Raw genomic sequence first — 14308 nt, forward strand, 5'->3', positions numbered from 1 at the left:
CTTGAAAAACATCGTCACCCTGCCGCACCCGAGACCATGACCAACACACCCCCAGGCAGCAAACTGTCCCGCATCCTCTTTGGCATCCTGGCCTACGTCAGCCTGGCCATCGGCATCATCGCGATTTTCATTCCGGGCTTGCCGACTACCGAGTTCATTCTGCTAGCCGCCTGGGCCGCGACCAAAAGCTCGCCACGCCTGAGCGCCTGGCTGGAAAACCATCGCCTGTTCGGCCCGATGCTGAGCAACTGGCGCAACGGCAAACTCATCGCCCGCAGCGCCAAAATCAGCGCAACGGTCACGATGCTGATATGTGCGGTGGTCATGCTGGTGGTACTGAAACACAACTGGTGGATCTACTTCGCGGTCACGGGGATGGTGCTGGTGAACGTCTGGATCTGGTCGCGCCCTGAACCGGTGGCGCGAAACGCAGAGTGCTCGGAGTCTTCCGGCCACAGGTGAACCCCTGACATGGCACACGGTCTGCTCCTTACGATCATCGTCTCTTGAGGGAGCAGTCACATGTTCGAGCCAGGCCATCTGCACATTGCCCAACCCGCCCTGCAGCCAGACGACATCGGCTACGACATCCACATTCGCTACGAAACGGCCCAGACCGACGCCGGTGCCGGGATGCATTTCACCCTTGAAGGTGAGATCAACGGCAAGCCGGTGAACGAAGTCTTCGACCTTCCTAAAGACAAGGCGTACAACTTCGCCAGCGAAGCCTCACGCATCGCCGAGAAATATGGTCTGCCCAAAGACGTCGACCTGCACGACATGCACGGCGATTACGACGCCATGTTCGAAGACATCCGCGACAAGCTCGACATGAAATCGGGTGATGCGGTGAAACCGGAACATCTGGAATAGCGCTACCAATCGCCTGCCGCCCTCATGCGGGTGGGCACGCCTTGATCTGTGGGAGCGAATTCATTCGCGAAGAATGGCTCAGGCGCTGTAGACGGGTCGTCTGGACCCACGTCTCGCGAATGAATTCGCTCCCACAGGTCGGTGCATGGCAGGCACACCACGAGGGCCGTCCCGGTCGCACGATGTCACGCCATTTACTGGCATAATCGCCCCCGTCTTCCGCCCGAACTTCTGCCTACCCCATGCGCATCCACGTTACGTTCATCGACCGCGTCGGCATCACTCAGGAAGTGCTGGCGATTCTGGGTGGGCGAAACCTGAACCTCGACGCGGTGGAAATGGTGCCACCGAACGTCTACATCGACGCCCCGACCCTCAGCCACGAAGTGCTCGAAGAACTCAAGGACCGCCTGTTTCGCGTGCGCGGCGTGGAAGCGATCACCGTGGTGGATATCCTTCCCGGCCAGCGCCGCCACTTGCAACTCGACGCCCTGCTCGCCGCCATGACCGACCCCGTGTTGGCCCTGGACAGCGCGGGTCATGTGCTGCTGGCCAACCCTGCGCTGATCGCACTGTGTGGTCGAGAGCCGGCGGGCGAATCCGTGGGCGACCTGTTTTCCGATCCGGCCCTGCACGCAGCCTTGCTCGAAAACGGCTTTCGCTTGCCATTGCGTGAGGTCACCCTGAATGGCGAAGCGCTGTTGCTGGACGCCACGCCGATCACCGATGCGGGCGCCCTGCTGACGCTGTACTTGCCGAGTCGCATCGGGGAACGTCTGTCAGCGCTGCACCACGATCATGCCGAAGGTTTCGACGCGCTCTTGGGCGACTCCACCCCGATTCGCACCCTCAAGGCCCGCGCCCAGCGAGTGGCCGCGCTGGATGCTCCCCTGTTGATTCAGGGTGAGACCGGCACGGGTAAAGAGTTGGTGGCCCGTGCCTGTCACGCCGTCAGCGCCCGTCACAGCGCGCCGTTCCTGGCGCTCAACTGTGCCGCGCTGCCAGAAAGCCTCGCCGAGAGCGAGCTGTTCGGCTATGCCCCCGGCGCGTTCACCGGCGCACAACGCGGCGGCAAACCGGGGCTGATGGAACTGGCCAACCAAGGCACGGTGTTTCTCGACGAAATCGGCGAAATGTCACCCTACCTGCAGGCCAAGCTGCTGCGCTTTTTGAACGACGGCAGTTTCCGGCGCGTGGGCGGTGACAAGGAGGTGCAGGTCAACGTGCGCATCCTCAGCGCGACCCACCGTAATCTGGAAAAGATGGTGGCCGAAGGCACGTTCCGCGAAGACCTGTTCTATCGCCTGAACGTGCTGAACCTGGACGTCCCCCCCCTGCGTGAGCGGGGTCAGGACATTCTGTTGCTCGCCCGCTATTTCATGGAACAGGCCTGCACGCAGATTCAACGCCCCGTGTGTCGCCTCGCGCCTGGCACCTACCCCGCCCTGCTCGGCAACCGCTGGCCGGGTAATGTGCGGCAATTGCAGAACGTGATCTTCCGCGCCGCGGCGATTTGCGAGAGCGCGCTGGTGGACATTGGTGATCTGGACATTGCAGGCACGTCGGTGGCCCGAGAAAACGACGGCGAGATCGAGAGCCTGGAAGCGGCTGTCGAAGATTTCGAAAAATCATTACTGGAAAAACTCTACAGCCATTACCCCTCTACTCGGCAACTGGCGGCGCGCCTGCAAACCTCTCACACTGCCATCGCCCATCGACTGCGCAAATACGGGATTCCGGGGAAGCCCTGATTCGTCGCACATCCCGCGTTGATGAATGACCGTTGGCGCCTGACGACGCCGAAACCTGGGGGAGCAAATTCATTCGCGATGCGGCTGAACAGACGAAGGATGTGTATCGGTTGTACCGGCCCTTCGCGAATGAATTCGCTCCCACAGAGAAATTCCGGTTCTTCAGAGAATTCACAGTGATGCCCGTGGGCAATCACTCTACCGAGAAGATTGGAACGAATTCGTAACGTCGTAACGTTTTCGTTCCAAATCCCTTATCCCCACGTCTGACAAGGCCTTGATCCCCCTACGGTTTTCAAACCCTGCTTAGCTGTAGCGATTTCGCTACACCTTGCCCCGTGACCAAACCTTACAACACGTCGAAACCCTTGATCTACGGCCTTCGCACAAGGTTGGCCGCAAACTTGCTATGACCTACCCATCATGCTCGCGCCAACGACGAGCAATCTTTCATTCAGGGGAGTTTCCATGAGCGAGTTGCGTTTTACCGAAGATCACGAGTGGCTGCGGGCCGAAGCAGATGGCAGCGTCACGGTCGGCATCACGGCTTTCGCGCAGGACGCACTGGGTGACGTGGTCTTCGTTCAACTGCCTGAGCTACAGTCTTACGACCAAGGCGCAGAGGCCGCTACCGTTGAATCCGTCAAAGCCGCCAGCGGCGTGTACATGCCACTGACTGGCGAGATCGTCGAGATCAACCCTGCGCTGGACGCCAACCCGGAACGGGTCAACGAAGACCCGATGGGCCAAGGCTGGTTCTTCCGTTTCATCCCTTCCGACGCCGCTGCTGTCGGCCAACTGCTGGATCAGGACGCCTACGACCGTCTGATCAAAGCCAACGCCGAAGCCTGAGGAACGCGTAATGACTGATCGCATCGAATTGAGCACCGCCAACGAGTTCATCGCCCGTCATATCGGCCCACGCGCCGACGACGAGCAAGCGATGCTCGCCACCCTGGGTTTCGACTCGCTGGAAGCCCTGAGCGCCAGCGTCATCCCTGAATCGATCAAAGGCACCAGCGTGCTGGGCCTGTCCGCGGGTCAAAGTGAAGCCGATGCGCTGGCTGACATCAAAGCCATCGCCGCCAAGAACCAGCTGTTCAAGACCTACATCGGTCAGGGTTACTACAACACCCACACCCCGGCGCCGATCCTGCGCAACCTGCTGGAAAACCCGGCCTGGTACACCGCGTACACCCCGTACCAGCCAGAGATTTCCCAAGGCCGTCTGGAATCGCTGCTGAACTTCCAGACCCTGATCAGCGACCTGACCGGCCTGCCGATCGCCAACGCCTCGCTGCTGGACGAAGCCACTGCCGCCGCCGAAGCCATGACGTTCTGCAAACGCCTGAGCAAAAACAAAGGCAGTCAGAAATTCTTCGCCTCGTCCCACTGCCATCCGCAGACCCTCGATGTGCTGCGCACCCGTGCCGAGCCGTTGGGCATCGACGTGGTCGTGGCTGACGAAAGCCAGCTGAGCGATGTCAGCGAGTTCTTCGGCGCCCTGCTGCAATACCCGGCGAGCAATGGCGACGTGTTCGACTACCGCGAGCTGGTCGAGCGCTTCCACGCCGCCAACGCGCTGGTGGCTGTTGCGGCTGACCTGCTTGCCCTGACCCTGCTGACGCCGCCGGGCGAGTTCGGCGCCGACGTGGCCATCGGCAGCGCACAGCGCTTCGGTGTGCCGCTGGGCTTCGGTGGCCCGCACGCCGCTTACTTCTCCACTAAAGACACCTACAAGCGCGACATGCCGGGCCGTCTGGTGGGCGTGTCCATCGACCGTTTCGGCAAGACCGCGCTGCGTCTGGCCATGCAAACCCGCGAGCAACACATCCGTCGCGAGAAGGCGACCAGCAACATCTGCACCGCGCAGGTCCTGCTGGCCAACATCGCCAGCATGTACGCCGTGTATCACGGCCCGGTCGGCCTGACCCGCATCGCCAACCGCGTGCACCACCTGACCGCAATCTTCGCCAAGGGCCTGAGCCAGTTGGGCCTGAACGTCGAGCAAGCGTCCTTCTTCGACAGCATCACCCTGAACACCGGCGCGAAAACCGCCGAGCTGCACAGCAAAGCGCGCGCGCTGCAAATCAACCTGCGCGAAGTGGACGCCGAGCGTCTGGGCGTTTCGCTGGACGAAACCACTCAGCAAGCCGACGTCGAAGTGCTGTGGACACTGTTCGCGGCCAACGGTCAGGCCCTCCCTGATTTCGCCGCACTGGCCAACAGCATTGAAGCGCGCCTGCCTGCTGAGCTGAAGCGTCAATCGCCAATCCTCAGCCACCCGGTGTTCAACCGTTACCACTCCGAAACCGAGCTGATGCGTTACCTGCGTCGTCTGGCCGACAAGGACCTGGCGCTCGACCGCACCATGATCCCGCTGGGCTCATGCACCATGAAGCTCAACGCCGCCAGCGAAATGATCCCGGTGACCTGGGCCGAATTCGGCAACCTGCACCCGTTCGCCCCTGCAGCACAGAGCGCCGGTTATCAGCAACTGACCGACGAACTGGAAGCGATGCTCTGCGCCGCCACCGGTTACGACTCGATCTCCCTGCAACCAAACGCCGGTTCCCAAGGTGAGTACGCGGGCCTGCTGGCCATCCGTGCCTATCACCAGAGCCGTGGCGATGAGCGTCGCGACATCTGCCTCATCCCGTCGTCCGCCCACGGCACCAACCCGGCCACCGCCAACATGGCCGGTATGCGCGTGGTGGTGACGGCGTGCGATGCGCGCGGCAACGTTGACATCGAAGACTTGCGTGCCAAGGCCATCGAGCACCGCGAACACCTCGCGGCGCTGATGATCACCTACCCGTCGACCCACGGAGTGTTCGAAGAAGGCATCCGCGAAATCTGCGGCATCATTCATGACAACGGCGGCCAGGTGTACATCGACGGCGCCAACATGAACGCGATGGTCGGCCTGTGCGCGCCGGGCAAGTTCGGCGGCGACGTGTCCCACCTGAACCTGCACAAAACCTTCTGCATTCCGCATGGCGGTGGCGGCCCGGGCGTCGGCCCGATTGGTGTGAAGTCGCATCTGGCGCCATTCCTGCCGGGTCACGGCAAGATGGAGCGCAAGGAAGGCGCGGTCTGCGCGGCGCCGTTCGGCAGCGCCAGCATCCTGCCGATCACCTGGATGTACATCCGCATGATGGGCGGCGAAGGCCTGAAACGCGCTTCGCAGTTGGCGATCCTCAACGCCAACTACATTTCCCGCCGTCTGGAGGAGCACTACCCAGTGCTGTACACCGGCACCAGCGGTCTGGTAGCTCACGAATGCATCCTCGACCTGCGTCCGTTGAAAGAAACCAGCGGCATCAGCGTTGATGACGTGGCCAAGCGCCTGATCGACTTCGGCTTCCACGCACCGACCATGTCGTTCCCGGTCGCCGGCACGCTGATGATCGAGCCCACCGAAAGTGAGTCGAAAGAAGAGCTGGACCGCTTCTGCGACGCCATGATCAAGATCCGCGAAGAAATCCGCGCGGTCGAAAGCGGCGCGCTGGACAAGGAAGACAACCCGCTGAAAAACGCCCCGCACACCGCAGCGGAGCTGGTCGGCGAGTGGAGCCATCCGTACAGCCGCGAGCAGGCCGTGTATCCGGTCGCCTCGTTGATCGAAGGCAAATACTGGCCGCCGGTCGGTCGTGTGGACAACGTGTTCGGCGACCGCAACCTCGTCTGCGCGTGCCCGTCGATCGAAGACTACGCGTAAAAAAACAGCCCCGAGCTGTCAGCTGCAAGCTACAAGTGAAAGCGGATCTGCTTTGGCTTGTAGCTCGCCGCTTGCAGCTCGCCCCTCGCTACTGCTTTTCACCGGAGCCTGATCATGTCCCTGAGCGTGTTTGACCTGTTCAAGATTGGCATCGGCCCCTCCAGTTCCCACACGGTGGGCCCGATGCGTGCCGCTGCGCGGTTCGTCGAGGGCTTGCGCCGTGATGACCTGCTTTCCTCCACCGCCAGCGTCAAGGTCGAGCTGTATGGCTCGCTCGGGGCGACGGGCAAAGGCCACGGCAGCGACAAGGCCGTGCTGCTGGGCCTGGAAGGTGAACACCCCGACACCGTCGACACCGAACACGTAGCCGACCGCTTGCAGCGCATCCGCGGCAGCGGGCGCATCAACCTGTTGGGTGAACACGACATCGAGTTCATCGAAAAACAGCACTTGGCGATGATCCGCAAGCCACTGCCCTACCACCCAAACGGTATGATTTTCCGTGCTTTCGACAGTGCTGGCCTACAGATTCGCAGCCGCGAGTACTACTCCGTCGGCGGCGGATTCGTGGTGGACGAAGACGCAGCGGGGGCTGATCGCATCGTCGAGGACAGCACTCCGCTGCCCTACCCGTTCAAGACCGGCAAGGAATTGATGGCCCACTGCGCAAGCACCGGGTTGTCGATCAGTGAGGTCATGCTGGCCAACGAATCTGCCTGGCGCAGCGAAGCGGAAACCCGCGCCGGGCTGCTGAAAATCTGGCAGGTCATGCAGGATTGCGTCGAAGCCGGTTGCCGCAACGAGGGCATTCTGCCGGGCGGTCTGAAGGTCAAACGTCGGGCTGCTGCGCTGCATCGCCAACTGTGCAAAAACCCCGAGGCCGCCTTGCGTGACGCGCTGTCCGTGCTGGACTGGGTCAACCTCTACGCACTGGCGGTCAACGAAGAAAATGCCAACGGCGGGCGCGTGGTCACGGCCCCCACCAACGGCGCGGCAGGGATCATCCCGGCCGTTCTGCATTACTACATGCGCTTCATCACCGGCGCCAGCGAAGACGGTGTGGTGCGCTTTCTGCTGACGGCGGCTGCCATCGGCATCCTTTATAAAGAAAACGCCTCGATTTCCGGCGCCGAAGTGGGCTGCCAGGGCGAAGTCGGCGTGGCCTGTTCCATGGCGGCGGGTGCGCTGTGTGAAGTGCTGGGCGGCAACGTGCACCAGGTCGAGAACGCTGCCGAGATTGGCATGGAGCACAACCTCGGCCTCACCTGCGATCCCATTGGCGGGTTGGTTCAGGTGCCGTGCATCGAACGCAACGCGATGGGCTCGGTGAAGGCGATCAATGCAGTGCGCATGGCCCTGCGCGGCGATGGGCAGCACTTCGTCTCGCTGGACAAAGTGATCCGCACCATGCGCCAGACCGGCGCCGACATGAAGAGCAAATACAAGGAAACCGCCCGTGGCGGGCTGGCCGTGAACATTATCGAGTGCTGATCTCAGCCTGAATTTCATCGGGCGCCGTGCGGTCAACGCCACGCGCCCGGAATCGCATTGAAGGAGTCAAAGATGTCCACAACCGAACTGTTGAAAACCCCGCTCAACGCCCTGCACCGGGAACTGGGCGCCAAGATGGTCGAGTTCGCAGGCTACGACATGCCCGTGCAATACCCGGCAGGCGTGATGAAGGAACACCTGCACACCCGCGATCAAGCCGGGCTGTTCGACGTGTCGCACATGGGTCAGATTCTGCTGAAAGGCGCCAATGCCGCCAAGGCGCTGGAAACCCTGGTGCCGGTGGACATCATCGACTTGCCGGTGGGCATGCAGCGTTACGCAATGTTTACCAATGAAACCGGCGGGATTCTGGATGACCTGATGGTCGCCAACCTGGGCGACGACACGCTGATGCTCGTGGTCAACGCTGCGTGCAAGAACGAAGACCTGGCGCACTTGCGTCAGCACATCGGCAGCCAGTGTGAAATCACGCCGCTGTTCGAAGCACGTGCTTTGTTGGCCTTGCAAGGGCCGCAGGCCGTGACCGCACTGGCACGCCTTGCGCCCGTCGTCGCAAAAATGACGTTCATGCAATACGCCCCTGTCCAGATCGATGGCATCGACTGTTTCGTCAGCCGCTCGGGTTACACCGGTGAAGACGGCTACGAAATTTCCGTACCCGTTGATCAGGCTGAATCGCTGGCGCGGCGTCTGCTGGCGGAACCTGAAGTCGCCCCGATTGGCCTTGGCGCTCGGGATTCGCTGCGCCTGGAAGCAGGCCTTTGTCTCTACGGCCACGACATGAACACTGAGACCACGCCAATTCAGGCCAGCCTGTTGTGGGCCATTTCCAAGACTCGTCGCGCTGATGGCGCCCGTGCGGGCGGCTTCCCGGGTGCAGAACAGGTCTTCGCCCAGCACCAAAGCGGTGCAGCTCGCAAGCGTGTTGGCCTTCTTCCGCAAGAACGCACGCCGGTGCGCGAAGGTGCGGAAATCGTCGATGCCGATGGCAAGGTGATCGGCGCAGTGTGCAGCGGCGGTTTCGGCCCGACGCTGGGTGCGCCGCTGGCTATGGGTTATGTGGACGCTGCATTCACCGCACTTGAAACGCAGGTCTGGGCCATCGTCCGTGGGAAGAAGGTGCCTTTGCTTGTGAGCAAAATGCCTTTCGTTGCGCCACGTTACTTCCGCGGCTGACACAGCCGTCAAAAAACTGCGGCACCGCAACAGTGCAAGTCACTGTTCGAATGCCGCAGTCTGGCGCTCCCCAAACAGCAATCAAACTGTCAGAAAACTGCACTTCCAGATACGTCTCAACAGTAAAAACTATCGATTCACCGCCCTTGGTAAAAGTTTTCAAAAAATGGCCGAAAGCCCCTGAAACCGGGCTTATCCGGGGCTTGTTTTTCTTGCGGGAGTTAGCGTAGAGTTTCTCGACTGTGTTTGCATAGGTCGCTGGGATCGTGACCTGGGCAGTAGCGCCAAAAGCAATGCTACATCCCGCTCTACGTTTCTTCTTCCTGCAACCAGCCCAGTACTCTTTCGTGTGAAAGAGACTGTCATTAATTTATGCTCCAAGGAATAAGAAAATGTCTCAACGTCAGAGCGGTACCGTTAAGTGGTTTAACGACGAAAAAGGTTTTGGTTTTATCACTCCAGAGAGCGGTCCGGATCTGTTCGTCCACTTCCGCGCTATTCAGGGCAACGGCTTCAAGAGCCTGAAAGAAGGCCAGAAAGTGACTTTCGTCGCTGTGCAAGGCCAGAAGGGCATGCAGGCCGACGAAGTCCAAGCCGAAGCCTAAGTCGCAAAACGAAAAGCCCCTGATGTCACCATCAGGGGCTTTTTTATGCCTGTGATTCAGTAAACTGGCTGCACCTCGGCGAATGAGCGCTGCCCGTGCCCAGACATCCATTGCACCCCCAAGGCGATTTCCCCCCTGCCGGATTGGGCCGCCGCTTCGCTGCCATTTGCTATGACGGACTGTTATGCGTTGCCCTGCTGATGGTCACGACCTTCCTTTATAAGCTGATCTGGATGGGTTTCGTCGGCGAGGCGAAATTGCGTCAGTTGTCCGAGTCCGGCGCGCTGGATGGCGACCCGCTGCTCTCGACGATTCTGCTGTTCACCCTCTTCGCGTTCTTCGCCAAATTCTGGACCCACGCCGGGCAGACGCTGGGCATGCAGGTCTGGGGTATCCGCGTGCAAAACCCCGACGGCACCGGCATCAGCCTGTGGCAGGCCTTGCTGCGCTTCGTGGTGGCCATCGCGTCGTGGTTGTGCGTAGGAATGGGTTTTTTCTGGTGCCTGATCGACAAGCAGAACCGCAGCTGGCACGACCTGTATTCCGAGACGCAACTGGTGCGGATTCCGAAACGGAAGACCTAGACAGGCACAAAAAAGCCGACCCAGAGGTCGGCTTTTCATTGCAGTCCTGCGATCAACCCGCCCGGCGCAACAGCCAGACACCCGCCAGCGCACACACACCAGCAGGTACCAGCACCGCGAACAGCGGCGAGAAGCCGAACACCAGACTCGACGGGCCCAGCAGGTCTTGGGCGATGCGGAAGGTGAAGCCCACCAGCACGCCGGTGAACACCCGTTGACCCAGCGTCACCGAACGCAGCGGACCGAAGATGAAGGAAATCGCCATCAACACCAGCGCCACCGTCACCAGCGGCTGGAAAATCTTGGTGTAGAACGCCAGCCAATAACGCCCGTTCGCCAGGCCCTGATCCGCCAGGTAATGCGCATACCCGTACAACCCTGTCATGGACAGCGACTCTGGCGGCAGCACCACGGTGCTCAGGAGCTGCGGGCTCAGGGCGATGTTCCAGCGCTCGTCCGGCGTGTTGACTACCTCGGTGCGGCCTTCATGAAATACCGTGGTCGAGACGTCCTTGAGCTCCCAGTAATCAGTCTTGTAATTCGCCTGCTTGGCGAAACTGGCGCTGAGCATGTGGCGCTGATCGTCGAATCGGTAGCGCGTCACCCCGTACAGCAGGCCATTGGGCTGCACGGTGTTGATATGGATGAACTCATCCCCCTGACGGTGCCACAGACCGTGCCGGGCACTCTGTGCGTCACCGGTGCCCTGGGCCAGCGAACGGGCGGCCTGGGCGGATGCTTCGGTGACGGGGGCAACGTATTCGCCGATCAACAGGCCCGCAACCATCAGGACCAGCATCGGCTTCATGACCGCCCAGACGATCCGGCCGATGGAGACACCCGCCGCTCGCATGATAGTCAGCTCACTGCTGCTGGCCAGGGCGCCAAGGCCGATCAGACAGCCAATCAGCGCTGCCATCGGCAGCATGTCATAGAGACGACGCGGCGCAGTCATGACCACGAAACTGCCCGCGTCCCAGAAGGTGTAGGTGTCGCTGATGTCGGCCATCTCATCGATGAACGCGAACAGCGAGGCCAGGCCGAGAATGATGCCCAGCACGGCCAGAATGGCCATGAACACGCTTTTGCCGATGTACCAATCGAGCTTAACCATGAGCCACCTCCGACGCGTCGCGGCGACTCTTCATTTTCAGGCGCATCGGCTCCCAGTACAGCAGCCCCAGTCCGATGGCGAGGAAGATCACGTGGACCCACCACAACCCCAGCGGCCCCGGAATCTTGCCCTTCTCCAGCGCGCCGCGCGCGGCGATCAGGATGGTCAGGTAAGCCATGTACAGAAGAATGGCGGGCAACAACTTGAGGAAGCGGCCCTGACGCGGGTTCACCCGCGCCAGCGGTACGGCCATCAAGGTCACGATGAAGACCAGAATCGGCAACGAAATTCGCCATTGCAGCTCGGCCTTGTTTCGCAGGCTGCTCTCACCCGTGAGCAACTCGGTGGTCGGAATCGCGTCGCGGTCGGTGATTTCGTCGCTGATATCTGGCTTCGGCAACAGGGCGCCGTAGGTGTCGTACTTGATCGCACGATAATCGGCTTGCCCCGGATTGCCGTCATAGCGGTAGCCGTTGGTAAGGATCAGGTAGCGGCTGCCGTCAGGCTTGATTTCCTGCTTGCCCTTCTCGGCCACCAGGACGGTGATGCCGTGGTCTTTCTTTTCTTCCAGCTTCTTTTCGGAGATGAACACGCCGCCGAGGTTGATGCGGTCGTCGGTCATGGTCTCGGTGTAAGTCACACGGCTGCCGTCACGCAACAACTGGAAACGGCCCGGCACCAGAGTGTCGAACTCGGTCATGGCGTCCTGTTTGTTGATCAGCAGCTGGAACTGGGTCGCGCCCTGAGGCGCCAGGCTGAAGCTCAGCCACGCCACCAGCAGCGACACCAGCGCGGCAGGCGCAAGGGTCATCCACAGCAAACGTTGCTGGCTCATGCCGGTGGCGGCCAGCACGGTCATTTCGCTTTCCAGGTACAAACGGCCGTAGGCGAGCAGGATGCCGAGGAACAGCCCCAGCGGCAAAATGAGCTGCATGAAACCTGGCAGGCGGAAGCCCATGATCAGAAACAGCACGCCGGGATCGAGCGCACCGGAGGCCGCCTGAGCGAGGTACTTGATGAAACGGCCACTCATGATGATTACCAACAACACGGCGCTCACAGCGCTCAAGGTAACCAGCACTTCTCGGGACAGGTAACGGAAGACAATCAAACCAGACACTCCAGGGTCGTCACGCTCAGACAGCCTGACAAGGAAATGGGTCAATCATGGGACGCGCGACCGCGAACCAGCGAAAAAATATGCAGCATTATCCTGTGATTGGGTGTGTCTGTCACTGAGCGCGCCGGATACTTGCTTAACCCAAGCTGACACGGGGGCAGTTATCGGGGTTGTCATCCGTCCGTCAGCGGGGTCAAACTGCGGGCCTTGCCGCGAGCGCCGTGCTGCAAGGCATTGGCAGCCGTCGCGTCGCGCATTCATTTGCGATAACCCACAGTTTATTCGGGGACCCCGACATGGAATTGGTTGTTAAGAGCGTCAGTGCAGAAACCTTGAAGACCGCCACACTGGTGGTCGCTGTCGGTGAAGGCCGTACCCTGAGCGACATCGCACAAAGTATCGATACCCTGAGCGGCGGCGCCATCAGTGCCGTGCTCAAACGCGGCGACCTGGCCGGCAAAGTGGGCCAGAGCCTGTTGCTGCACAGCCTGCCGAACCTCAAGGCCGAACGCGTCCTGCTGGTGGGCACCGGCAAAGAGCCTGAGCTGGGCGACCGCCCTTTCCGCAAACTCATCAGCGGCGTGCTGAACACCCTGAAAAGCCTGGGCGGCACCGATGCGGCTTTTGCGCTGGATCACCTGAACGTCAAAGGCCGCGACATCTACGGCAAGAACCGCCTGCTGGTGGAAACGCTGGTCGATGGCGAATACGTATTCGACAAGTTCAAGAGCCAGAAAGTCGACCCGCGCGCCTTGAAGAAAGTCACCCTGCTGACCGCGAAGGCGACCGTGGCCGATGTCGAGCGCGCCGCCAAGCATGCACAAGCGATCGCGGCCGGTGTGGCCGTGACCCGTGATCTGGGCAACATGCCGCCGAACATCTGCCACCCGACTTACCTGGGCGAACAGGCCAAGGCATTGGGCAAGGCGCATAAAGGCCTGAAGGTTGAAGTCTTCGACGAGAAGAAAATCGCCGAGCTGGGCATGGGTTCGTTCCTCGCCGTTGGCCAGGGCAGCGCCCAACCGCCGCGCTTGATCGTGATGCAGTACAACAATGGCAAGAAAAGCGAGAAGCCGTTCGTGCTGGTCGGTAAAGGCATCACCTTCGACACCGGCGGCATCAGCCTGAAGCCGGGCCTGGGCATGGACGAAATGAAGTTCGACATGTGCGGCGCCGCCAGCGTATTCGGTACGCTGAATGCCGTGCTGGAACTGCAACTGCCGATCAACCTGGTGTGCATCATTGCCGCAGCCGAGAACATGCCGAGCGGCAATGCGACCCGTCCGGGCGACATCGTCAAGACCATGAGCGGCCAGACCGTTGAAATCCTCAACACCGACGCCGAAGGCCGTCTGGTGCTGTGCGACGCGCTGACCTACGCCGAACGCTTCAAGCCGCAAGCAGTGATCGACATCGCCACCCTGACCGGCGCGTGCGTCGTGGCGTTGGGCGGCCACACTTCCGGTCTGCTGGGCAATAGCGATGCGCTGATCAACCAAGTGCTGGAAGCCGGCAAACGCGCCGACGACCGTGCGTGGCAACTGCCGCTGTTCGACGAATACCAGGAGCAACTGGACAGCCCGTTCGCAGACATCGCCAACATTGGCGGTCCAAAAGGCGGCACCATTACGGCGGCTTGCTTCCTCTCGCGCTTCACCAAATCCTACGAGTGGGCGCACCTGGACATCGCCGGTACGGCATGGCTGAGCGGTGGCAAGGACAAGGGCGCCACAGGCCGTCCGGTGCCGTTGCTGACCCAATACCTGCTCGACCGCGCCGGCGTGTAAAACGCCTTGGACCCCGCCGATGCCTTGCTCGAAAGGTCCCGGCGGGGCTCACGCTCTGGAACGTT

At 61.1% G+C, this 14308-nt stretch carries 12 protein-coding genes; 10 read left to right on the forward strand and 2 right to left on the reverse strand.

Annotated features, from left to right (window positions below; translation table 11 throughout):
* The first annotated feature begins 36 nt into the window (after positions 1-36).
* The 9 genes from ACWKWE_RS09690 to ACWKWE_RS09730 all read left to right on the forward strand — a co-directional run bounded on the left by ACWKWE_RS09690 (position 37) and on the right by ACWKWE_RS09730 (position 10222).
* A complete protein-coding gene (locus ACWKWE_RS09690; protein ID WP_256665282.1) occupies positions 37-462 on the forward strand; it encodes a YbaN family protein in 426 nt (141 codons plus the stop codon).
* Positions 463-522: 60 nt separating this feature from the next.
* Positions 523-873: a DUF5064 family protein gene (locus tag ACWKWE_RS09695; RefSeq protein ID WP_483850360.1), complete on the forward strand. Its 351-nt coding sequence runs from the start codon at positions 523-525 to the stop codon at positions 871-873.
* 242 nt (positions 874-1115) lie between these two features.
* Positions 1116-2624 carry a sigma-54-dependent transcriptional regulator gene (locus ACWKWE_RS09700; protein WP_483850361.1) on the forward strand — a complete coding sequence of 503 codons (1509 nt, stop codon included), beginning with the start codon at positions 1116-1118 and terminating at the stop codon, positions 2622-2624.
* Positions 2625-3092: 468 nt separating this feature from the next.
* Complete coding sequence (gene gcvH, locus ACWKWE_RS09705) at positions 3093-3476, forward strand: glycine cleavage system protein GcvH (protein ID WP_166596413.1); 384 nt, start codon at positions 3093-3095, stop codon at positions 3474-3476.
* 10 nt (positions 3477-3486) lie between these two features.
* A complete protein-coding gene (gcvP, locus tag ACWKWE_RS09710; RefSeq protein ID WP_483850362.1) occupies positions 3487-6345 on the forward strand; it encodes an aminomethyl-transferring glycine dehydrogenase in 2859 nt (952 codons plus the stop codon).
* Between the two features lie 114 nt (positions 6346-6459).
* Positions 6460-7836 carry an L-serine ammonia-lyase gene (locus ACWKWE_RS09715; protein ID WP_166596411.1) on the forward strand — a complete coding sequence of 459 codons (1377 nt, stop codon included), beginning with the start codon at positions 6460-6462 and terminating at the stop codon, positions 7834-7836.
* A 72-nt stretch (positions 7837-7908) separates the two neighbouring features.
* A complete protein-coding gene (gene gcvT / locus ACWKWE_RS09720; protein ID WP_483850363.1) occupies positions 7909-9033 on the forward strand; it encodes a glycine cleavage system aminomethyltransferase GcvT in 1125 nt (374 codons plus the stop codon).
* A 392-nt stretch (positions 9034-9425) separates the two neighbouring features.
* Positions 9426-9638: a cold-shock protein gene (locus tag ACWKWE_RS09725; RefSeq protein WP_003175786.1), complete on the forward strand. Its 213-nt coding sequence runs from the start codon at positions 9426-9428 to the stop codon at positions 9636-9638.
* 95 nt (positions 9639-9733) lie between these two features.
* Positions 9734-10222: an RDD family protein gene (locus ACWKWE_RS09730; protein WP_341962234.1), complete on the forward strand. Its 489-nt coding sequence runs from the start codon at positions 9734-9736 to the stop codon at positions 10220-10222.
* Positions 10223-10274: 52 nt separating this feature from the next.
* On the opposite strand, the gene lptG is transcribed toward ACWKWE_RS09730, so the two are convergent.
* Complete coding sequence (gene lptG / locus ACWKWE_RS09735) at positions 10275-11336, reverse strand: LPS export ABC transporter permease LptG (RefSeq protein WP_483850364.1); 1062 nt, start codon at positions 11334-11336, stop codon at positions 10275-10277.
* Positions 11329-12447, reverse strand: a complete 1119-nt coding sequence (lptF, locus tag ACWKWE_RS09740; RefSeq protein WP_166596589.1) for an LPS export ABC transporter permease LptF — start codon at positions 12445-12447, stop codon at positions 11329-11331. Before lptF ends, lptG begins: the two co-directional genes overlap by 8 nt.
* Positions 12448-12752: 305 nt before the next feature.
* On the opposite strand from lptF, the gene ACWKWE_RS09745 reads away from it, so the two are divergent.
* Positions 12753-14243 carry a leucyl aminopeptidase gene (locus ACWKWE_RS09745; protein ID WP_166596407.1) on the forward strand — a complete coding sequence of 497 codons (1491 nt, stop codon included), beginning with the start codon at positions 12753-12755 and terminating at the stop codon, positions 14241-14243.
* The last annotated feature ends 65 nt before the right edge of the window (positions 14244-14308 follow it).

The sequence above is a fragment of the Pseudomonas salicis genome (assembly GCF_057128705.1).